Origin of the sequence: Luteibacter aegosomaticola (assembly GCF_023078475.1) — a bacterium.
Classification (GTDB): domain Bacteria; phylum Pseudomonadota; class Gammaproteobacteria; order Xanthomonadales; family Rhodanobacteraceae; genus Luteibacter; species Luteibacter aegosomaticola.
Map to the genome: position 1 here is coordinate 952,872 of NZ_CP095741.1, position 20,728 is coordinate 973,599.

Genomic DNA, 20,728 nt, shown 5'->3' on the forward strand with positions numbered 1-20,728 from the left:
ATCAGAAGCGCTCCAGCACGCCGGCGATGGTCGCCGTCATGAAGGTGGCGATGGAGCCGCCGAGCACGGCGCGCAGGCCGAGGCGTGCGAGGTCGGCACGACGGTTCGGGGCGAGGCCGCCGATACCGCCAATCTGGATGGCGATGGACGAGAAGTTGGCGAAACCGCAGAGCGCATAGGTCGCGATCAGGCGGCTTTCCGGCATCAGGTCCGGCAGGTGCTTCGCGAGGTCGGCGTAGGCGACGAACTCGTTGATGACGACCTTCTCGCCGATGAAGCTACCGACCACGGTCGCATCGTGCCAGGGCACGCCGATCAGCCAGGCGATCGGGGCCAGCACCCAGCCGAAGATCGTTTCGAGGCTGAAGGTGACCGCATGGCCGGCATTGGCCGAGAGGTAAGCGTTGATGCTGTGCTCGCCGCCGATCGTGCCGATCCACTGCACCGGGCCGTTGATGAGCGCGATCAGCGCGATGAAGGCCAGCAGCATGGCGCCGACGTTGAGCGCCAGCTTCAGGCCATCGCCCGCGCCGGTGGCGGCGGCGTCGATCACGTTGGCCGTGGTCTTCTCGACTTCGATCTTGACGGTACCGCGGGTGAGCGGTTCCTGGGTTTCCGGGACGAGGATCTTGGCCAGCACCATGGTGGCCGGAGCCGCCATCACCGAAGCGGTGAGCAGGTGCTTCGCGTAGAACATGCGCGAAGCCGGATCGTCGCCGCCGAGCATGGCCACGTAGGCGGCCATGACCGAGCCGGCGATGTGCGCCATGCCGCCGATCATGACGGTCATGAGCTCGGCCTGGGTCATGCGCTCGAGGTACGGCTTGATCGTGAGTGGCGCCTCGGTCTGGCCGATGAACACGCTGGCGCAGACGCTGGTGGTCTCCGCGCCGGAGACGCGCATCACCTTGGTGATGACCCACGCCATGCCCTTTACGATCTGCTGCATCACGCCCAGGTGGTACAGCACGCCGGTGAGCGAGGCGAAGAAGATGATGGTGGGGAGGACCTTCACGGCGAAGATCACGCCGAACTTGTCGGTATCGAGCAGGCTGCCGAAGATGAAGCGCGAACCCACTTCCACGTAATCGAGCAGGCGCACGAAGCCGGTCGCTATCGCGTCGAACACGTCGCGGCCCAGCGGCACCTTCAGCACGATGGCGGCAAAAGCGATCTGCAGGGTGATGCCGGTGGCGACCAGCTTCCAGTCAACCGAGCGCTTGTTGTTGGAGAAGCAGAACGCGATGCCCACGAGCACCGCCAAACCGAACAGGCCAAACAGAATGTGGCCCAGCAGATCGAGCATCGTGACGTACCCCTTTAAAGCCCGGGGGTCGCCCCGTGACCGCTTAAAAAACGGGAGGTTACGGGACGGGGGGCGTGGGGGCAAGGCGCGCTGCGAAAAAGACGTGAAATCCGGGCCGGGAGGGGCTCGCGCGCGGGCGCCGTCCTGCCTAAGCTAGGGGCATGGCACATATCTTCCTGACCCTGGCCGTGGTCCAGCTGGTGGCCCTGGTCACCCCCGGCCCCGATTTCTTCTTCGTCAGCCAACTGGCGGCGAGCCGCTCCCGGCGCGAGGCCGCCGCGGGCGTGGTGGGTATCGCTCTGGGCGTGGCTGTTTGGGCCGCGCTGGCCCTGCTGGGCCTGCAGCTCCTGCTGCACCGCCTGGCCTGGCTGGAGCGGGGCATCGCCGTGGCCGGCGGCGCCTATCTCTGCTGGATGGGTTTCCAGATGCTCCGGGCCTCCTGGAAGGCAAAACCCGATGCGGCGGTCCCTGTCGTCGACGTGCGCGATTCCAGCCCGGGAAGGGCGTTGCTCCGTGGCCTGTTGACCAACCTGGCCAACCCCAAGGCCGCCATTTATTTCGCTTCGATCTTCTCGGCCTTCATTGGCGATGGCGTGGACGCCGGCGCGCGCTGGGGCCTGTGGGCCATGGTGACGGCCGAGACGGTGCTGTGGTTCGGCGTGGTCGCGGCGATCTTCGCCATGCCGGCCATGCGCCGCGGCTACGTCCGCGCAAGCCGCTGGATCGATGGCGGGGCGGGAGCGATCTTCACCCTGTTCGGCCTCCATCTGATCCTGGGTCGCCGCGCGGTCTAATCGCGGTCGAGGTTCCGGCTGACCTGGGCCAGGCTCTCGGCCAGGACCAGGAGATGCGGGGCACCGACGCCTTCGAGGGCGTTGCGGGCCACGTCGGCGATGAGCGCACGGACCCGCTCGGCCATGCGCTTGCCTGCCGGGGTCAGGCCGATATCCACCAGCCGGCGGTCGGCATTGTTGCGCGTGCGCTTCATCAGCCCGCGCTCGATCCCCGCATCCACCGCGTGGGTCACCGTGCTCGCATTCACGCCGCAGGTACCCGCCAGCTCCGTCGAGATCATGCTGCCGTGGACAGCGAGCAACAGGAGCATGTCGCCCTGCAGGGCGGTGATACCGAACTCCCGCTGGGCGCGACGGCCCACCGCATCGCGCAGGCGCGAACCGGCAAGCATCAGGTCGCGGCCGAGATGCAGCGTCGCGGCGGGGGTGGCGGATTCGCCGCTCATGGGGTGGTTCCTGCCGATGGTATGGCGGCCATCATACGCAGCCCGGGGGCAGAGGGAATTGACTGAAACCGGTTGTCTTTGCAAATAACCGGCGGTGTTTGAACTTTTTACTCCGCCGCGCGCCGCCAGGCGCCGGGCGGCATCCCTACCAGCCGGGTGAATACCCGGGTGAAATGGCTCTGCTCGGCGAAGCCACAGGCCAGCGCGATATCGGCGAGCGAAAGCTCCGTGGTCTGCAGCAGTTCACGGGCCCGGCCGATCCGCCGCTCGAGCAGCCAGCGGTGCGGCGGCTTGCCGAGGCTGCGGCGGAAGGCGCGCGAGAAGTGGTTCACCGACAGGCCGCATGCATCGGCGACATCCGAGACGGGAAAGCTCTGGTCCAGCCGCTGCTCCATGAAGGCGAGCGCGCGACGTTCCTGCCAGTTCGCCAGGCCACCGCGGATGGCACCGGCATCCTCGCGCTGGGGGGCGGGCAGGATGGCGCGCAAGGCCAGCGCCACATGCGCCATGAGGGGAGCGTTGGGCTGTTCGGCACGCAGCGTATCGAACAGCACCTGCGCCAGGCTGCGCACGGCGGGTGGGTGCACGATATCGCTGCTGTCCGGCGCGCGACGAAACAGAATGGCGCCCGCCCCGGGATCTGCCGCGCCCACCGTGCGGTAGACGAGCAACAGGTCGTCATCGGCACCGTCGTCGGGGCCGATCACGATTTCGGTTAATGCCAGGCGATCCCGCCATGCCTGTACCTGGGTGACCTCGGACGGCCTGTCGAGCGCGGCCGAACGCTGCGCGAGGTCGATCACAAGCGTGGGCGTGCGCGGGATTCTGACGGAGCAGGCAGTCTCGGCGCGGTACATGGCCGACCCTCTCGGTATCGGATGAAGATTGAAGCATTGCGCACGCAAGGATCTGCGCCTACCCCCTAAAGGGGTATACGTCATGTGAAATGTGCAATCGATTGCATTTTGTCGCGGGACAATTTCCTAGGTAACCGAATTAACCAGATTCGGTATCACACAGGGATGCCGCTTATAGCACCCAGCGCCAAAGTGCCAGGATCACGATGACCACGAGCGCGCCCACCACCAGATGCCGCGCATAGGGACCGCCGGAGACCCCGCCGTCGTAACTCGCATCGTCGAACTCGTGCGAGGCATCGTGGGGGTGGCGAATAAAGGGGAGGCGCAGGCGGCGTTTACGAGGCATGGCGGCGGTTAGTGATCAGAGGACGTGACGCGCGACGTGTTCTTCAGTTCTTCGAGGATGTCCGGGCCGCGCACGTCGATGTGGTCGAGGTTATCGATGTAGAAGCGGACAAAAGGCTTCTCCGCATCCTTTGGCATCCAGGGTCGGGCCCAGGCGAACACCACGCAGTATCCCTCGTGCTCCGCGATGAGCTTGTCGAGGCGGGCGCGCAGCAGTTTGCGCACGGGGTAGGCGTCAATATCCTTCGCGGAGAGCGTGATCGTCGGCTTCAGCAGCTCATCGCCGTGGCGGAACGGGCGCGTAAAACGCAGGTAGTAGCCGCCTTCCTTCGTCGCCCGCAACGAGGCCGTACCCCACCAGACCGCACGCGTTTGCAAATGGTCGGCGACCTTCTGCCGGTAGACGTTGCGGAACAGCGCCTCGTAGGTGGTGGTATCGCCGCCGATGGTGACCGGTGCGTCGGCGAGATCCTTGTCGCGGCGGTGCTCGAGGAACTTCTGCACGAGCGACGACAGGCGATAGAAGTGGCTGGGCCGCGGCGCGGCAGGTGACGTACCGCCTCTCGGTGCCGGTGCACTCTGAGCCGAGGGCGGCGTCCCGCCCCCCAACGTCGGCGCACTACGCTCCACGGGTGGCGCGGGTGGCGCGGGTGGCGCGCCGGGCACGCGGGTACCAGGCTCGCGCCGGAAATGGTTGGCGGGACGTTCCGCTTCGAAGATATCCGCACCCTTCGCGGGCCGGGCCTCGCCGCGGCCATGGACGACTTCGCAGGTATCGGCGTGGTCCTCCAGCCGGTGCGAGCGGTAATACGGGCGGATAAGCAGGGTCTGCTCGGGCTTCTTCAGGCATGCGCAGGTGAGCGGCGCATGGCAGCCGGTGCCCACGCAGGTGAAGCGTGGCTCCTCGCCAAGGAGTTCGGCCCAATACAGCTCGTAGGCGCGTTCTGCGCTCAGGCGTTCATCGCTGTCGGGCAGCAGGGCTTCGTCGATCGACATGCCCGCAGGATATCGCAGCAGGTATTTCCGTAGGAGCCCACCCTGTGGGCGACATCTTTCGCCTCGTGGCAGCAAGCTCTCTGACGCCTTCGCGAACGGCGCCGCCCACAGGGTGGGCTCCTACCTAGAATGCGCCGAAGCCATGGGAGGGTTCGAGCCCCAGGTCCATGCGCACACCGCGCAGGAAGGCCAGTACCTCGACATAGCGCCCCATCGTCACCAGCGTTTCAGCGGTGTGACGATCGAGCGCCACGATCGGCTCGTCGCGATACCACGCGATGCGCGCGGCCTCATCCGGTTCGATGCGCGATGCCTCGCGCAGCACCTGCCATGCATGCGCCTTGGTGGCTGGCGCCAGCGTCGCCGGAGGGAAAGCGATAATCGGGGCGAATGACATACGGATAACCTCGGTCCACGGATGACCTCGAGGGCAAACTGCCTGCTTTCCCTGTCCCGACCCTTTCAGGCGCGCTGATCAAGCCATGCTCAGGCTTCTTGCCACTGCGAACGGCGCCAGTGGCTGGGGCTCTGGCCCACAAGCCGGCGGAACAGGTTGCACAGGTGCGCCTGGTCCGAGAGCCCGCAGGCCAGCGCGATCTGGCTGAGCGGCTCACGTGTCTGCAGCATCAACTGCTGGGCACGCTCGACGCGCTTACGCATGATGAACGCATGCGGCGGCTCGCCGAAGGTGTCCTTGAAGGCGCGGCAGAAGTAACTGCTGGAAAGGCCGGCCAGTGTCGACAGGTGGTCGATCGTGATCGGGAAGCCGAGGTTCTCGTCGACGTGTGCGGCGACACGGCGTGCCTGCCACGGTGCCAGCCCGGCACCTACGCGCCGGCGAGCGACCACACTGGGCACCGGCAAGGCGGGTGTTTCGGCCTGCTCAAGCAAGGCAGCCACTCGAGCCACGCAGGCGCGCGTGGTAGCGAGGTCGGTTTCCACGGCCGTGAGGGCCTGCTCGAGCAGACGGGCTACCGTCGGCTCGTCCGCGGGGGAGGTCACGGTAAACGTGTTGAGGGCATGCACCGCCTCGGCGGTCGGGACGGGCGTGGCGTAGGCATTCGATTCGTAGCGCATGGTCTGGCTCCGCAGGGGGGCAGGGACATGGGCAGCGCGCCCACCATCGCAGCCTATGCGCGATGCGGGGGTGGACTGAATTCTACGTAGGGCTCTGGGAGCCCATACCTAAGGATGATTTGGAGGTTTGACACCTTTCTTGTAACGGTCATGCCGTAACGGTCAAAAACCATCACCGGCGTGCAAGACTGCCATGACGTGTTTAGACACGATTCTGGCCGAATCTGCACCAGTCTGCTGACGCGCGAGCCATCGATGCCACCGACGACACCTTTCAGCCACGCGAGTGCCGCACCCCTTATCGGGTCGCGCCGCGCGTCCGGCTGGTTAGCGCTCGCGGGTGCGTTACTGTCCGTGGCGGTATTCGTCGTGGATACCTTCACCCCACTCCAGGGTGCGGTGGCCGTTGTCTACCTGGTCGTGGTCCTGCTGGTTGCCGCTTCCGGGAGCCGCACCGGGATCATGGGGGCCGTCGCAGGCTGCAGCCTGCTCACCGTCGCCTCGTACGTGCGCGGGCACGGCTGGCCCGAGCCGGATGCGGCGCTCCTGCGTTGCGTGGTCAGCCTGGCCGCTATCGTCGTTACCGGCGTGCTCTCGCTGCGCGCGCGTGAGCGCATGGCCACGATCATCCGCCAGGCGAGCCTGATCAACCTCACCCACGATTCGATCTACGTTCGCGATACCGACGATGTGATCGTGGAGTGGAACGGTGGCGCGGAGGCCTTGTATGGCTGGACGGCGCGTGAGGCGCTCGGTCGCCGGGCCAGCGAGTTGCTCGCCACCGCGTTCACCGGCCATCGCGCCGACATGGATGCCCAGCTGTTTTCCGAGGGCCGCTGGGAAGGCGAACTCATCCAGCAACACCGGGATGGGCGCATCGTGCTGGTCGAAGCACGCTGTGCGCTCCTGCGTGATGCCTCGGGTCGCGCGCAGCAGATCCTTGAAGCCGGCACCGATATCACCGCCCGCCGTGCGGCCGACGCCGCGCTGGCTGAAAGCGAGCGCCGTTACCGGGCGATCTTCGAAAGCGCCCGGTTTTCGTTCTGGGAGGAGGATTACACCCTGGTGATGGAGCGCATCGTGGCGCTTCGCCAGCAGGGCGTCGTGGACCTCGCGGCCTACCTGAAGAAGCATCCATCGTTCGTGCGCGATGCCTGTTCGCTGACCCTGGTGACCGACGTGAACGCGGCGACCGTGCGCATGCTGGGCGCGCAACGTCGCGAAGACCTGCTGGGCCCCCTGGACCGCTTCCTGCCAGGCAGTGACCGTACCTTCGCCAACGTGCTGCTCACCGTGTTCGAAGGAACGGGTGCGGCGGAAGGGGAAACGAGTCTCGTCAACCTGAAGGGCGAACGCCTCAACGTGTTGTTCGCCCTGAGCATGCCGCTCGGCGCCTCGCGCTACGACCGCGTGCTCGTCAGCGTCGTGGATATCACCGACCGCAAGCGCGCCGAACACGCGCTGATGGCGATGCAGGCCGAGTTGGCGCAGGCCGCACGTGTCACGGCGCTGGGCGAGATGAGCGCCACGATCGCGCACGAGGTGAACCAGCCGCTCGCCGCCATCGTGACCCACGGCGAGGCGGCCCTGCGCTGGCTGCGCCGTGGCGAACCGGACCTGGGCGAGGCCTGCGACGGCATCGAGCGGCTAGTGCGCGATGCGCGCCGAGCCAGCGATGTGGTGAACCGGGTGCGCAGCCTGGCCAGCAAGGAACCCCGCCAGCACGTTCGCTTCGATCTGCGTGCCCTGGCGGACGAGTGCGCGCTGCTGCTCGATGGCGAGATGGCGCGCCATCGCGTCGGCCTTACCATCGATATCGATCGCGATGCGCCGTTTCCACGGGGTGATCGCGTCCAGCTGCAGCAGGTGGTCATGAACCTGATGGGCAATGCGATCCGCGCGATGGGCAGCGTACCGGGCCGCCGCGAACTGACGTTGCGGGCACGCGAAGCCTCCCAGGAGACCTTGCTGATTGAAGTGGAAGACACCGGAACGGGTATCCCCGACGATATCGCTGCCAGCCTTTTCGATGCGTTCGTGACCAGCCGCGGTGGTGGCATGGGCATGGGGCTTGCCATCTGCCGTTCGACCGTGGAATCTCATGGCGGGCGCCTCTGGGCGACCAATCGCCCTGAGGGGGGAGCGACCTTCCATTTCACGCTGCCCGTGACGGTGGCCGAGGAGGCCCGCGCATGAATCGACCGTTGCACGCCGTCGTCCAGGCGCCGATCGTCTGTGTCGTCGACGATGACCAGGCCGTGCGCGAGGCGTTGGGTTCGCTCTTTCGGTCCGTGGGCCTGACGGTCGCTACGTTCGGGAGCACGGCGGATTTCCTTGCCCGTGATAACGCCGATGCGCCCGGTTGCCTGGTGCTCGATGTGCGGCTTCCCGGGGTAAGCGGGCTGGATTTCCAGGCCCAGCTTTCCGGCATGGAGAACCGGCTGCCTATCGTGTTCATGACCGGGCACGGCGATATCCCGATGTCCGTTCGCGCCATGAAGGCCGGGGCGCTTGATTTCCTTGCCAAACCCTTTCGCGACCAGGACATGCTCGACGCGGTCTCCGCGGCGATCGAACGGGACGCCGCGGGACGCCGCGATGCCGATGCGCTCTCAACGGTACGCACCGCCTATGCCTCGTTGACGCCACGCGAACGCGAGGTGATGCGCCACGTGACCGCCGGGCTGATGAACAAGCAGGTGGGCGCGCTGCTTGGCCTGTCGGAAATCACCGTCAAGATCCACCGCGGGAACGTCATGCGCAAGATGGGTGTTCGCTCGCTGGCAGATCTTGTGCGCCAGGCCGAGGCGCTCGGCGACCCCGCCTGAACGGCGCCCGGGACCGCACACCTCCGTATGATTCCCATCCCGTGGGCGCGGGCGCACTGTAAGACCACACCGCTAAGGCGCGTGACGAGGATCACAGGTTTGGCCGCGAACAGGATTGTGGCGATCGTTGACGATGACGACGCGGTGCGCCAGGCCACCGTAAGCCTGGTCAGGTCGCTGGGACACGACGCACGGGGCTTCGCCTCCGCGGAAGATTTCCTCCGCCCCGGTGGCGACGAGGGCGTCGATTGCCTGGTGACGGATGTGCATATGCCGGGCATCGATGGCACCGACCTGCAGCGGAAGTTGCTCGAGCGTGGGCGCACGTATCCCATCGTGTTTGTCTCTGGCTTCCTGGACGATGCCGTGCGCAACAGCGTGATGGCGGCAGGAGCCTTCTGCTATCTCGGCAAACCGTTCGCCGGCGATGCGCTCGCCAGTTGCCTGGAGCGTGCACTGGCCGCCCGGTAGCATGCTTTTCATCGGGGTCTGATACGCTCCGGCCCCATGATCCTGACCCTCTTCCTGATCCTTCTCGTCGTGGCGCTGCTGTTCGGCTGGCGCCGTCGTCGTGCCGCCGCCGGCACCTTCACAGTCCTCGCCATCGCGTGGCTTTTCTTCGCGGGCTGTGGCCCCCTGACCAGCCTGTTACTCGGCAACCTGCAGTCCGGGTTCGCGCCGGATGTCACCGGCTGGGGCCAGCGCAACGTCATCATCCTGCTGGGTGCCGGCACGGTGCGCGGCGGCAATGGCAGCGTGGAGCCGAGTCTCTACGCCAACGGCCGGATCCTGACCTCGGTATCGCTGTACCGCGCATGCAAGGCCACCGGTGCGGATTGCAAGCTTGAGGTGAGCGGTGGGGATCCGATGCATAACGGCCATGCGGAAGCCGATACCTACGCGCTGACGCTTGATCGGCTTGGCGTGCCACGCCCCGACATGATCCTCGAATCGCGCAGCATGAACACGTTCCAGAACGCGCAGAACAGCCGGCCGCTGCTCGATGCGTACCATGCCGATAAGGTGGTGATCGTGTCGTCCGCGATCCACCTGAAGCGCGCGGTACTGTATTTCGCCCACTTCGGCATCCGCGGCGAGGCGGTGCGTGGCGATTATGTCCGCGCCCGCTACGACTGGCTGCCGGGCACCGAAAACCTCTTCTTCGCCGACTTCGCGCTGCACGAATACGTGGGCGTGTGGCGTTACCACCTATACAACGCGATGGGCTGGAACGTGCCCAAAGTTCCTGAAGAAAACGTGACTACGCAGACACATAGCTAACATTTGGCCCTTTATGCTGGCTCACCGTCCAGCCACGGACCGACCCAAGGAGATGCCCGTGAAGTCTCGTTATATCCTCGCCGCGCTGCTGGCCACCGCTTCGATCGCTCCGGGCGCTTTCGCCCAGGCGGCCGCTGCACAGCAGCCCGCGCCGGCCGCGAACCCGGCCTCGCAGATCCCTGCGGCCGATCGCGCCGCGATCCAGAACTACAACCTGAGTGACGATGTGTTCAACCGCCTGGTTGCGGTCTCGCAGGAAGCGAAGAAGCAGGGCATCAAGCCGAAGGATGCGCAGGCCGATTTCTCCAAGATCCATTCGCTGGATGATCTTGCGAAGACGGTGACCGATTCCGATCCGCGCATCGCGCCGCTGATCCAGAAGAATGGCTTCACCCCGCGTGATTTCATGCTGGCGAACCTTGCGTTGACCAACGCCGCCATCGCCTCCGAAGCGAAGAACAACCCGCAGATGGCGCAGTACGTCGACCAGTCGAAGGTGAACCAGAAGAACGTGGCCTTCTACGAGACGCACAAGGCCAAGATCAACCAGCTGATGAGCGAAGACGACGGCGCCGCTAAATAACATCGTAGGAGCCCACCCTGTGGGCGACGTCTTTCGTACAGCCGCCACAGGGTCTGTGGCTCTTCCGCGAAAGATGTCGCCCACAGGGTGGGCTCCTACAGTGGTTCGATAAAAAAGGCCCCGGTCGCGAGACCGGGGCCTTTTTTATCGCCTCAACACACGATCAGTTCGTACCGTGAAGCGCGTGCTTCAGGTCGCGCATCTGGTCATGGCCGGTCTTCACCGATACATACGACTCGTTGATGAGTGACCGGGTGCCGGCGGTGACGTCGTTATCCTTCAGGGCGTGCTCGTACTTCGCCTTGATGTGGTCTTCGCCGCGTTCGACTTCGTCGACGATCGCCACGTCATCCTTCGAACCCATCTTTGCGCGCAGTTCGACGAACATGCGGTGGGCCTTGGCGAGGACGGTGCCGTCATCTTCCGGGTTGCCACCGAGCGAGCGGACCTGTTGCTGCAGGCGCTGGGCGACGAGACGGCGTTCGGAAGCGCGCTGCTGGAACGATGCGGCGTAGCGCGTGTTGTGCGCATCCTTCGCGGCTTCACCATAGCCCTCGGCGCTATCGATCGTGGTTTCGATCAGGTTGTTGAGCACCTTGATGTCGTGTTCGGTCGTGGCAGTCATGGGCGTGGCTCCTGGGTGGGTGAGGGGCCAGCATCGCGTTCGTGGGCGGGTGCATTCCGTGAACATCGTGTCGGGTGCATCACCACACGAAGCGCGCGTTCATGCTCGCGGCAGGCATACTCAACCGTCACGTTTTCTTACAGGAGTAGTCCCATGGCTTCGAATCGTCGTGCCCTGGTCACCGGCGCCTCTGCCGGCATCGGCGAAGCCTTCGCGCGGGAGCTCGCGCGCCGTGGTTTCGACCTGGTCCTTACGGCCCGGCGCGCCGACCGTCTCGAAGCGCTCGCGACGGAACTGCGCGAGCGCCATGCGATCGAGGCGGTCGTGGCACCGCTCGACCTCGCCCGGCCGGACGCCGCCGAAGCGCTCGTCGGCGCATTGGACGAGCAAGGCCTGCACATCGATCTGCTGGTGAATAATGCCGGTTACGGCCTCACCGGCTACTTCGATGAGCAGCCCTGGCCTGCGCACGCCGCCTTTATCCAGGTGCTCATGACCGCGCCCACCGAGCTGGCCTGGCGCCTGCTCCCCGGTATGAAGGCTCGTGGGTACGGGCGGGTCATCAACGTGGCCTCGCTTGCCGGACACGTGCCGGGTTCGGCCGGGCACACGCTGTACGCAGCGTCCAAGGCCTACCTCATCAAGTTTTCGCAATCGCTGGCGCTGGAAACGAAGGGCACGGGTGTGAATGTCACGGCGCTTTGCCCGGGCTTCACCTATTCCGAATTCCACGATGTGAATGGCGCGCGGCCGCTGGTCTCGAAGATGCCGGGCTTCATGTGGATGGATGCCGCGACGGTGGCCCGCCAGGGCCTGGACGCGGTGGAGGCGGGCACGCCGGTCTATGTGAACGGCCGGGTGAACGGGTTCATCAAGTCGCTCTTCAAGCTCCTGCCCGATCGGGTGGGCCTGGCCCTGACCGAGCGCCAGGGCCGCCGGTTCCGGGTGCACGGCGGGGCGGGGCCGGCCGGCCAGGGCTGACCATGACCTCTGGCATACGCCGGGGGCGATGCCGGGGGCTAGCCTCGTCCGGTTCGCGGCGCCCTCCGCGCCGACGCGTTCCGCCAAGGGGTTTCCCATGTATAAGCACTACCCGGCCCTGGCCGGTGCCATCTTCCTCGGCCTGGCCGGGGCCGCTTCGGCCCAGTCGGTCAGCACCGAGGACTACCGCCGCGCTGATTCCATGCTGGCGAACAACACCATGCCGCTGGTGGACCACTCGGTCCAGCGGGTGAAGTGGATCGACGATACCCACTTCTGGTATCGCGACCATGACAAGGATGGCGATCAGTTCCTGGTGATGGATGCCAGCACCGGCCAGGCCACGCGCGCGTTCGATCGCGATAAGGTGGCCAAGGCGCTCACCGATGCGACGGGCAAGAAGGTCGACCCGGCCAAGCTGCCGGTGACCGACTTCACCACCACGGCGAACGGCGGTCTGGATATCACGTCGGGTGGCAAGCATTACCTCTGCGACAGCGCCGCTGCGAAGTGCGAAGCCGTTGCCGCGAAGAAGGACGCGAACGGCAAGGCGTACGGCGACGAGCCGGGCCTGGCCTCGCCGGATGGCAAGTCCGAGGCCTTCGTGCGCGATTGGAACCTGTGGGTGCGCGACGTCGCCACGGGTGCCGAAACGCAGCTGACTACCGACGGCATCAAGGATTACGGCTACGCCACCGATAACGCCGGCTGGAAGCACACCGACGACGCGATCGCGGTGTGGTCGCCGGACTCGAAGAAGATCGCCACGTTCCAGCAGGACCAGCGAAAGACCGGCGAAATGACCCTGGTCAGCACCAACGTGGGCCACCCGAAGGTGGACACGTGGAAGTACCCGCTGCCGGGCGATAAGGACGTGACCATGATCGAGCGCGTCGTGATCGACGTGCCGACTAAGAAAATGGTTCGCTTCAAGATGCAGCCGGACCAGCACCGTTCGACGGTGTGCGATGACGTGTCGTGCAGCCCCGGCGTGTGGGATGACGTCCGCTGGTCGGCCGATAACAAGAGCATCGCTTTCGTCTCCACCGCGCGTGACCACACGCAGGAATGGGTGCGCATCGCCAACCCGGAGACCGGTGACGTGCGCACCGTGTTCGACGAAAAGGCCAAGACCTATTTCGAAGGTGGTTTCGAGAAGGCTAACTGGCAGTACGTGCCCGAAACCGACGAGGTGATCTGGTTCTCCGAACGGAGCAACTGGGGCCACCTGTACATGTACAGCCTGAAGACCGGCAAGCTGGAGCACCAGATCACCAAGGGCGACTGGAACGTCACCCAGGTGCTGCATGTGGATCCGAAAGCCAAGGCCATCTGGTTCCGTGGCGTCGGCCGTGAGAAGGGCGTCGATCCGTACTACTCGTCGTTCTACAAGGTGAACTTCGATGGTTCGAACCTCACCCTGCTGACCCCGGAGAAGCTCGACCACAACGTGAGCATGTCGAAGGACGGCACCTACTTCTTCGATACCTACAGCACGATCGATACGCCGCCCGTGTCCGTGGTTCGCCGTAGCGACACCGGCGCCGTGGTGAAGGAAGTCGCCAAGGCCGATATCTCGCGCCTGAAGGCCGCGGGTTGGGTCGCTCCGACGTCGTTCACCGTGAAGGCGCGTGACGGCAAGACGGACCTCTACGGCCAGATGTTCAAGCCGTCGAAGTTCGATGCCTCGAAGAAGTACCCGCTGGTCGTCTACATCTACCCGGGTCCGCAGGTGGGTTCGGTGCGCACGCGCAGCTTCACGCCTTCGCATGGCGATAACCAGGCGTTGGCCGAACTCGGCTTTATCGTGGTGGCTGTCGACGGCATGGGCACGCCGCTGCGTTCGAAGGCGTTCCACGATGCGTATTTCCAGAACATCGGCGACAACACGCTGCCCGACCAGGTCGCCGCGGTGAAGCAGCTGGTGAAGCAGAATGCGTGGATCGATGGCGACCGCGTCGGTATCTGGGGCCATTCCGGTGGCGGTAATGCCACGGCCACGGCCATGTTCCGCTATGGCGATACCTTCAAGGTCGGTATCTCGGAATCGGGCAACCACGACAACCGCAACTACGAAGACGATTGGGCGGAGAAGTGGCAGGGCCTGCTGGTCAAGGACAAGGACGGCAAGTCCAACTACGACGACCAGGCGAACCAGAAGTGGGTGGATGGCCTGAAGGGCCACCTGATGATGGCGCACGGTACCTTCGACGATAACGTGCCGCCGTACGAAACCCTGCTGGTGGTGGATGCGCTGATCAAGGCCAACAAGGATTTCGACCTGGTCCTGATCCCCAACGCCCACCACGGCTACGGTGCCGCCACGCAGTACATGACGCGCCGCCGCTGGGATTACTTCGTGCGTTACCTCGCCGGCGGCACCCCGCCGAAAGAGTTCAAGCTGACCCCGCTGGACGCGACGCACTAACGCGCGCCGCTGTCGTAGGAGCCCACCCTGTGGGCGACATCTTTCGCCAGAACGCCTCAGGCCCTGTGGCTCTTTCGCGAACGGCGTCGCCCACAGGGTGGGCTCCTACGACGTTTTTGGGTTCAGGAAAGCGTGATGTGCACGCCGGGGACCGGCACGAAGTGCATCGCCACCGCGTTCATGCAGTAACGCAACCCCGTCGGATCCGGGCCGTCGTCGAACACGTGCCCCAGGTGCGCACCGCAACGGGCGCAACTCACCGCCGTACGGTCTTCGATCAGGCTCGTGTCGTCGGTCTGCACGATGTTCCGCTTGGACAGCGGCTGGTAGAAGCTCGGCCAGCCCGTGCCGGAATCAAACTTCGTCGCCGAATCGAACAGCGCGGTGTCGCAGCCGATGCAGCGGTATAGCCCGTTGTCGTGGCGGTTCCAGCCAGGGCCGGTATACGGCGGCTCGGTGCCTTCGTGGCGCGTCACGTAATACGAGCGCGAGTCCAGTTTCGCCTTCCATTGCTCGTCAGTGAGCACCACTTTCGGCTCCACGCAGGTGCCAAGCGGCTTCTTGTCCGGCGCGTAGCAGTCGAGGGTGACATTCCCTGGCTGGATGGGCTTGGGCGCATCGGCCGCCATGACCGGCTGGGTGGCCTTGAAGATGAACGGCAGGGAGATCGACGCGGCCGCCGTGGCGGCGAACACGGCCAGGAACCGCCGGCGATCAGGATCATTGCTACGCATGGAACCTCCGGAAGCAGGAAAGGGCGCCCAAGGCACCCTTCCCAAAAGACCGGGCCAGGCGCCCGTGCCTTACACCCGTTCTGCTTGCGCGCGATCCCCTCAGTCATCCACCCAATGGCAACGCCGTTCGGTGTGATACGTCGCATTCTTGTCCTGGTGGCTCTTCTGCACCTGGTTGCCCACGACACCACCCGCGACGGCGCCGCCCACGGTGGCCAGGGTCTTGCCCTTGCCGCCACCCACCTGGTGGCCCAGCAGGCCGCCGGCCACGGCGCCCACGCCGGTGCCGATCAGGCGGTTGTCATCCTTCGAATTGATCTGCTTGACCTGGACGTCCTCGCACACCTCGTGGCGGGCGAAGGCCGGCGCGGCAACCCCCAGGGTCACGGCCAGGGTGGCCAGCGCAATGAGAGGCTTCTTCATGATCGCTCCTCCTTCTCAGACGGCGTATCGACGGCTTTCAGGGATACCGCCGGTGTCGTGATGGAGGGGTCAACAGGGGGCGTCAGTGGCGTGCGGGTCGACATGGCGTATGGGCGCGGTTTAATCGGCGTGCCACGAGCCTCGGCGACCGCCTCGGTCAGTTCAGCGCCGAGCAGCAGGATCAGTGCGGAGTAGTACACCCAGACCAGTAGCACCACGACGCCACCGGCCGGGCCATATGGGCCGCCGACGTTGCTGCGTTCCAGGTAGATGCCAATGGCGTATTTGCCGATGACGAAGAGCAGGGCCGTGAGCGAGGCCCCTATGAACGCATCGCGCCACTCGATGATGGCGTCCGGCAACACCTTATAGATGGCGCCGAAGATCAGGATGAACACGCCGAACGAGATCACCATCTCCAGGATGTGCCAGCCCATCGTGCCACCGCGGACGAACACGGCGATCAGGGCGCTGGCCGAGAACGAGATGACCAGCAGGAAGGCCAGTGACAGCAGCAGGCCCAGCGCATGCAGGCGTGCCCTTAGCCAGCCCAGGATCGCGCGGCTGGTGTTGCCCGGCCGCGGTTGCAGGCTCCACACCCGGTTGAGGGCGCCCTGCAGCTGGGCGAACACGGCCGAAGCACCCACCAGGGTGATCCCAAGGCCGATCAGCCCGGCCACGCTGCCCACGCTGGGCCGTTGCTTGGCGTTCTCGATCACCAGCTTCACGGCGTCGGAGGCGCGGGAGCCGACCAGTCCGTTCAGGCCGTCCACGAGCTGGGCCTGCCATTCGGGGCGCAGCGAGGCCACTACCCAAAGCAGGAGTACCAGCAAGGGCGCGAAGGACAGGGCGGAATAGAAGGCGAGGGCGGCCGCGCGGGTCATCAGCTCGTCGTCGCTGAAGCCTTTGGCCGTGGTCCGCACCACTTGCCAGCCGAGGTTGATCCTGCGGTCCACCGGGGCTCCTTTCGTTCAATCAGGGACAGGGTGGGCGGTGCCGTGCGAAAAAAACGTGGACTGGCGCCCTCAGGCTGCGAGATCCATCCGCTCGATGGCGGCCGGGATGCCCTCGGCACCGCGGACCTCGATGACCCGGTCGGTCATGTTGAAGCCCGTGACGACCTCGTGGGCCCAGGTGCTGTGGTACGGCATGTAGACCCCCCAGCCACCCAGCTCGATCACGGGTGCGATGTCGGATTTCAGCGAATTACCGACCATGGCAAAGCGGCCCGGCGGGATCTCGAACTCGCGGAACAGGCGCTCGTAGGCGGCAGGGTCCTTCTCGGAGACGATTTCGATGCGGTGGAAGACGTCGGCCAGCCCGCAGCGCGCCACCTTGTATTCCTGGTGGAAAAGGTCGCCCTTGGTGATCAGCACCACGCGGTGGCTCTCCGCCACGCGTTCCACGGCCTCGCGGATGCCCGGGAGCAGTTCGACGGGGTGGGACAGCACGTCCTTGCCCAATCGTACGATCTTGTGGATATCGCGGGCCTCGATCCGGCCGTCGGTGAGTTCGATGGCGGATTCGATCATGGAGAGAGCCATGCCCTTGGCGCCGTAGCCGAACAGGGCGATGTTGCCGCGTTCCGTGGCCAGCAGGCTATCGCGCAGGCCGCCGCTTTCCAGGTCGATGTACTTGCCCAGGATAGCCTCGAAGGCGTCCTGCGCCCGGTCGTAGAACTCCTGGCTGTGCCAGAGGGTATCGTCGCCGTCGAAGCCGATAAGGTCGATCATGGAGGAATCTCGTGTCTCGTACCGCGCTAGGATAACGCCATGTACGAATTCACTGATATCGCTTGCCCCTATTGCGGGGAAACCATCGAGGTGGCCGTGGACACCTCGGCCGGTAGCCAGACTTACACGGAAGACTGCCAGGTGTGCTGCCGCCCCATCGTGATGCGACTGGTGGTGGACGAGGGGGATGACACCTTCGACCTCACCGCCTTCGCCGAAAACGACGGCTGACCGATCGAACTGTAGGAGCGTGCTTGCACGCGATGGGTGCTTGCGCGAGATCCGATCGCGCGCAAGCGCGCTCCTACAAGAGCTTGCTTAGAACGCGAAGCTGGTCTTCAGGCCCAGGACAAACGCGTCATCACGCTGCTTGCTGCCACCCGGATCCTTGATGTACTGCAGGTTCGGGCGGATCGCGATCGAGGGGATCGGCGACCAGCTGTAGAACACTTCAGCTACCTTTTCCGAACCCGAGTTCACGAACACGGGGTCGGCAGGGTTGAGCTCGTTCTGCAGGCGCTGCGCGCGGGCGGTGAGGCCGTTGGCGTGCGTGGAAGCGAATGCAGCGCCGACCATGTCGTTCGGGCGATTGAAGATCCCCTTGTACTCCATGCCGACCGAGACCTGGTTCTGCGTCGCCGAGGTGGAATGATCCGCCGCGGTGGCATTCAGGAACACCGTCATGCCTTCGCCGCCGGCCACACCGGTGACCTGCTGCTGGAACGTGATCCACGCACCCTGGCGGGAATCGTGCTGCAGCGGCGTGCCGCCGAACTCGACCAGCGGCTGGTGATCGGTGTTGAGGTACAGGTCATCGCCGTGCGAGGTGTTGTACCAGACGCCGACGCGGTACGAACCCGGCAGGCCGCCAAGGCTGGGCTTCCAGCCGAATTCCAGCGGGATAAGCGCACCGGTGGTGCCGCCCGGGAAGCCCGGCTTCCAGCCGTTGCGTTCGGCGTAGCCGTCGTCGGCGTACTTCGGGTTCACCTGGTAACCGGCCAACTGCACGAAGGTGTCGTCGGACGTGTTGTACTTCAGCACCGTCGCCCACTGGCTGGTCGGCCAGTTGATCCAGTAGTCGCCAACCACGTTACCCGGCTGCGCACCGCAGAACGACAGGTTCATGAAGTCGCACGAGAAGTTGTTGATGTCCTCGCCGACCGGCAGGCGGCCGAGTTTCCAGGTGAGGCGGCCGTCGAAGAACTTCTGTTCGAGCGAGAGGACCGTGAGGTGCCAGGTCTGGCCGCGACCGTACACTTCCTGGATGAGCTGGTTGTTGCCGATGTTCGCGTCAGCACCGAGATTGCGGCCGTTGCGATCGGTGATCATGATGTTGAACTTCGCGCCGTTCCAACCCCAGAGCTTGTCGAGATCAAATGTTGCGCCGAACTTCCACTGATCGGTGTAACGGGTGAGATTGCGATCGCCACCCGAGTAGTTGTGTGCGGCTTCGAAGCCGTAGCCGAAGTCAAACGTGATGCCCTTCTCTGCGAGCCGGGTACGCTCCCCGTTCCAGTCGCCGAAGAGATATTTGCTGCTGGATGCGTCGTCGGCGTGGGCAGTGCCGGCGAACGCGATGCCCGCCAGCATGACTGCGGCGAGTGGACGCTTGATCAGATTCGTAAGCATGAACCCTTCTCCCTGAAAAAAAATTACGCTTTTTCGTACTTGGTTTTTGTTTATCTCAGTTGCGATGCACAACATTTTCCGTGCACACAACCGACGCAATATATACGTTTTGTCATACTAATGCGTGGGCATCGCGAATTCGGCGCCAGCGCTTTCATCGTGGTTCAGCCAACGCTGTGTAACGGCTTTCTGTCGGGTGTAGAAACGTACGGATTCAGGTCCGTGCGCGTGGTGATCACCCATGAGGCTCTTCTTCCAGCCACCAAAGCTGTGGAACGCCATCGGTACAGGAATGGGCACATTGATACCGATCATGCCTACCTGAACCCGATGCGCAAATTCGCGCGCGACCTGTCCATCCCGCGTGAAGATCGCGGTTCCGTTGCCATATTCGTGCTCATCCACAAGCTTCAGGGCGCTTGCAAAATCTGCGACGCGGACCACACAAAGCACGGGTCCGAAGATCTCTTCCTTGTAGATCGTCATGGCGGGTGTAACACGATCGAACAAGGTTCCGCCTACGAAAAATCCCTGTTCGCAACCTGCAACCTGATAGCCGCGGCCATCTACAACCAGCTCCGCGCCCGCAGCTTCACCTGCATCGATATAACCGGTGATGCGATCGCGATGCGCGCCCGTTACCACGGGGCCCATCTCCACGGTCTCATCGAGGCCCTGGCCGATACGCAGCGCTTTCACGCGCGGCTTCAGGCGCGCAACCAGCGCATCCGCGGTCGCTTCGCCGACGGCCACGGCCACCGAAATGGCCATGCAACGCTCGCCAGCGGCGCCATAACCTGCGCCCATGAGGGCATCGGCGGTTTTGTCGAGATCGGCATCGGGCATGACGATCATATGATTCTTCGCCCCACCCAAGGCTTGGACGCGCTTGCCCTTGGCGGTGCCGCGGGCATAGATGTACTCCGCGATGGGCGTGGAACCAACAAAACTGACGGCGCGGACCAGCGGATGGTCGAGCAAGGCATCCACCGCCGTCTTGTCACCGTTCACCACGTTGAACACACCGTTCGGCAAACCAGCCTCTTTGAGAAGTACGGCCAGCTCGATCGCTAGCGACGGATCGCGCTCGGAAGGCTTGAGCACGAAGGTGTTGCCGCAGGCGATCGCCATGGGGAACATCCACATGGGCACCATCGCCGGAAAATTGAACGGCGTGATGCCCGCGCATACGCCGATGGCCTGGCGCATCGTCCAGGCATCGATGCCGTTGGCGATCTGCTCGGTGTACTCGCCCTTGAGCAGCTCGGGGATACCGCACGCGTACTCGACCACTTCGAGGCCGCGTACGATTTCGCCCTTCGCATCGGAGAGCACCTTGCCGTGCTCGGCGACAATGACGCGTGCCAGCTTGTCCATATCGCGTTCGATCAGTTCCTTGAAGCGGAACATGACGCGGGCGCGCTTGAGCGGCGGCGTCTCCGACCACGCACGAAATGCGGCATGGGCGGCCTGAACGGCCGTATCGACGTCTGCGACGGAGGCGAGATCCACTTCGGCGGCGACACGGCCGGTCGCGGGGTTGTACACCGGTGCGGTGCCGCTCGGCGAACCCGCGTAGGTGGCGCCGGCGATGAAGTGGCCAATGCGGTAAACGGTGCTGTTTTCGGGCTGGGCGGACATGGTTCGTCTTTCTCCGGA

23 protein-coding genes are annotated in these 20,728 nt (G+C 64.8%); 9 read left to right on the forward strand and 14 right to left on the reverse strand.

Features of this window, described 5'->3' with window-relative positions; all coding sequences use genetic code 11:
• Position 1 precedes the first annotated feature (1 nt).
• Positions 2 to 1,306, reverse strand: coding sequence for a NupC/NupG family nucleoside CNT transporter (locus L2Y96_RS04155; RefSeq protein ID WP_247332767.1), 1,305 nt, complete (start codon positions 1,304 to 1,306; stop codon positions 2 to 4).
• 161 nt (positions 1,307 to 1,467) lie between these two features.
• Between L2Y96_RS04155 and rhtC the strand changes: the two genes are divergently transcribed.
• Complete coding sequence (rhtC, locus tag L2Y96_RS04160; RefSeq protein ID WP_247332768.1) at positions 1,468 to 2,100, forward strand: threonine export protein RhtC; 633 nt, start codon at positions 1,468 to 1,470, stop codon at positions 2,098 to 2,100.
• Here the strand turns inward: rhtC and L2Y96_RS04165 are convergent.
• From L2Y96_RS04165 to L2Y96_RS04190, 6 genes are all read right to left on the reverse strand, one after another.
• Positions 2,097 to 2,546 carry a MarR family winged helix-turn-helix transcriptional regulator gene (locus L2Y96_RS04165; RefSeq protein WP_247332770.1) on the reverse strand — a complete coding sequence of 150 codons (450 nt, stop codon included), beginning with the start codon at positions 2,544 to 2,546 and terminating at the stop codon, positions 2,097 to 2,099. The genes rhtC and L2Y96_RS04165 overlap by 4 nt on opposite strands.
• Before the next feature lie 107 nt (positions 2,547 to 2,653).
• Positions 2,654 to 3,403 (reverse strand): AraC family transcriptional regulator, encoded by a 750-nt coding sequence (locus tag L2Y96_RS04170; RefSeq protein ID WP_247332772.1) that lies wholly within the window; start codon positions 3,401 to 3,403, stop codon positions 2,654 to 2,656.
• Positions 3,404 to 3,575: 172 nt separating this feature from the next.
• Positions 3,576 to 3,752 carry a hypothetical protein gene (locus tag L2Y96_RS04175; RefSeq protein WP_247332774.1) on the reverse strand — a complete coding sequence of 59 codons (177 nt, stop codon included), beginning with the start codon at positions 3,750 to 3,752 and terminating at the stop codon, positions 3,576 to 3,578.
• Between the two features lie 8 nt (positions 3,753 to 3,760).
• Positions 3,761 to 4,747 carry a hypothetical protein gene (locus L2Y96_RS04180; protein ID WP_247332776.1) on the reverse strand — a complete coding sequence of 329 codons (987 nt, stop codon included), beginning with the start codon at positions 4,745 to 4,747 and terminating at the stop codon, positions 3,761 to 3,763.
• Positions 4,748 to 4,871: 124 nt separating this feature from the next.
• The gene (locus tag L2Y96_RS04185) at positions 4,872 to 5,144 is read right to left on the reverse strand and encodes a hypothetical protein (RefSeq protein ID WP_247332786.1); all 273 of its coding nucleotides are present in this window, start codon (positions 5,142 to 5,144) and stop codon (positions 4,872 to 4,874) included.
• 89 nt (positions 5,145 to 5,233) lie between these two features.
• Positions 5,234 to 5,824 (reverse strand): helix-turn-helix domain-containing protein, encoded by a 591-nt coding sequence (locus L2Y96_RS04190; protein WP_247332788.1) that lies wholly within the window; start codon positions 5,822 to 5,824, stop codon positions 5,234 to 5,236.
• A 354-nt stretch (positions 5,825 to 6,178) separates the two neighbouring features.
• Between L2Y96_RS04190 and L2Y96_RS04195 the strand changes: the two genes are divergently transcribed.
• From L2Y96_RS04195 to L2Y96_RS04215, 5 genes are all read left to right on the forward strand, one after another.
• On the forward strand, positions 6,179 to 8,020 hold the full coding sequence (locus L2Y96_RS04195) for a PAS domain-containing sensor histidine kinase (protein WP_247332797.1): 1,842 nt from the start codon (positions 6,179 to 6,181) through the stop codon (positions 8,018 to 8,020).
• Positions 8,017 to 8,652, forward strand: coding sequence for a response regulator transcription factor (locus L2Y96_RS04200; RefSeq protein WP_247332799.1), 636 nt, complete (start codon positions 8,017 to 8,019; stop codon positions 8,650 to 8,652). Before L2Y96_RS04195 ends, L2Y96_RS04200 begins: the two co-directional genes overlap by 4 nt.
• A 117-nt stretch (positions 8,653 to 8,769) precedes the next feature.
• Entirely contained in the window at positions 8,770 to 9,123 is a 354-nt protein-coding gene (locus L2Y96_RS04205; protein ID WP_247332809.1) for a response regulator transcription factor, read from the forward strand.
• 36 nt (positions 9,124 to 9,159) lie between these two features.
• On the forward strand, positions 9,160 to 9,933 hold the full coding sequence (locus tag L2Y96_RS04210) for a YdcF family protein (RefSeq protein ID WP_247332811.1): 774 nt from the start codon (positions 9,160 to 9,162) through the stop codon (positions 9,931 to 9,933).
• Between the two features lie 58 nt (positions 9,934 to 9,991).
• Positions 9,992 to 10,516, forward strand: a complete 525-nt coding sequence (locus tag L2Y96_RS04215; protein ID WP_247332813.1) for a hypothetical protein — start codon at positions 9,992 to 9,994, stop codon at positions 10,514 to 10,516.
• Positions 10,517 to 10,679: 163 nt separating this feature from the next.
• Here the strand turns inward: L2Y96_RS04215 and L2Y96_RS04220 are convergent, their stop codons facing one another.
• Positions 10,680 to 11,141, reverse strand: a complete 462-nt coding sequence (locus L2Y96_RS04220) for a PA2169 family four-helix-bundle protein (RefSeq protein WP_247332830.1) — start codon at positions 11,139 to 11,141, stop codon at positions 10,680 to 10,682.
• 153 nt (positions 11,142 to 11,294) lie between these two features.
• On the opposite strand from L2Y96_RS04220, the gene L2Y96_RS04225 reads away from it, so the two are divergent.
• The gene (locus L2Y96_RS04225; protein ID WP_247332832.1) at positions 11,295 to 12,122 is read left to right on the forward strand and encodes an SDR family NAD(P)-dependent oxidoreductase; all 828 of its coding nucleotides are present in this window, start codon (positions 11,295 to 11,297) and stop codon (positions 12,120 to 12,122) included.
• Positions 12,123 to 12,219: 97 nt separating this feature from the next.
• Positions 12,220 to 14,550, forward strand: a complete 2,331-nt coding sequence (locus L2Y96_RS04230; RefSeq protein WP_247332834.1) for a S9 family peptidase — start codon at positions 12,220 to 12,222, stop codon at positions 14,548 to 14,550.
• 122 nt (positions 14,551 to 14,672) lie between these two features.
• Here L2Y96_RS04230 and msrB read toward each other — a convergent pair whose 3' ends face one another.
• From msrB to L2Y96_RS04250, 4 genes are all read right to left on the reverse strand, one after another.
• A complete protein-coding gene (gene msrB, locus L2Y96_RS04235) occupies positions 14,673 to 15,284 on the reverse strand; it encodes a peptide-methionine (R)-S-oxide reductase MsrB (protein WP_247332836.1) in 612 nt (203 codons plus the stop codon).
• Between the two features lie 99 nt (positions 15,285 to 15,383).
• Complete coding sequence (locus tag L2Y96_RS04240) at positions 15,384 to 15,707, reverse strand: glycine zipper 2TM domain-containing protein (protein ID WP_247332838.1); 324 nt, start codon at positions 15,705 to 15,707, stop codon at positions 15,384 to 15,386.
• A complete protein-coding gene (locus L2Y96_RS04245; protein ID WP_247332840.1) occupies positions 15,704 to 16,663 on the reverse strand; it encodes a YihY/virulence factor BrkB family protein in 960 nt (319 codons plus the stop codon). Before L2Y96_RS04245 ends, L2Y96_RS04240 begins: the two co-directional genes overlap by 4 nt.
• Before the next feature lie 69 nt (positions 16,664 to 16,732).
• Positions 16,733 to 17,440 (reverse strand): HAD family hydrolase, encoded by a 708-nt coding sequence (locus L2Y96_RS04250; protein WP_247332841.1) that lies wholly within the window; start codon positions 17,438 to 17,440, stop codon positions 16,733 to 16,735.
• Positions 17,441 to 17,479: 39 nt separating this feature from the next.
• Here L2Y96_RS04250 and L2Y96_RS04255 point away from each other — a divergent pair, with 39 nt between their 5' ends.
• Positions 17,480 to 17,671 carry a CPXCG motif-containing cysteine-rich protein gene (locus tag L2Y96_RS04255; protein ID WP_247332843.1) on the forward strand — a complete coding sequence of 64 codons (192 nt, stop codon included), beginning with the start codon at positions 17,480 to 17,482 and terminating at the stop codon, positions 17,669 to 17,671.
• An 87-nt stretch (positions 17,672 to 17,758) separates the two neighbouring features.
• Here L2Y96_RS04255 and L2Y96_RS04260 read toward each other — a convergent pair whose 3' ends face one another.
• Complete coding sequence (locus tag L2Y96_RS04260) at positions 17,759 to 19,069, reverse strand: carbohydrate porin (RefSeq protein WP_247332845.1); 1,311 nt, start codon at positions 19,067 to 19,069, stop codon at positions 17,759 to 17,761.
• Positions 19,070 to 19,186: 117 nt separating this feature from the next.
• Complete coding sequence (locus L2Y96_RS04265; protein ID WP_247332847.1) at positions 19,187 to 20,710, reverse strand: CoA-acylating methylmalonate-semialdehyde dehydrogenase; 1,524 nt, start codon at positions 20,708 to 20,710, stop codon at positions 19,187 to 19,189.
• Between the last annotated feature and the right edge of the window lie 18 nt (positions 20,711 to 20,728).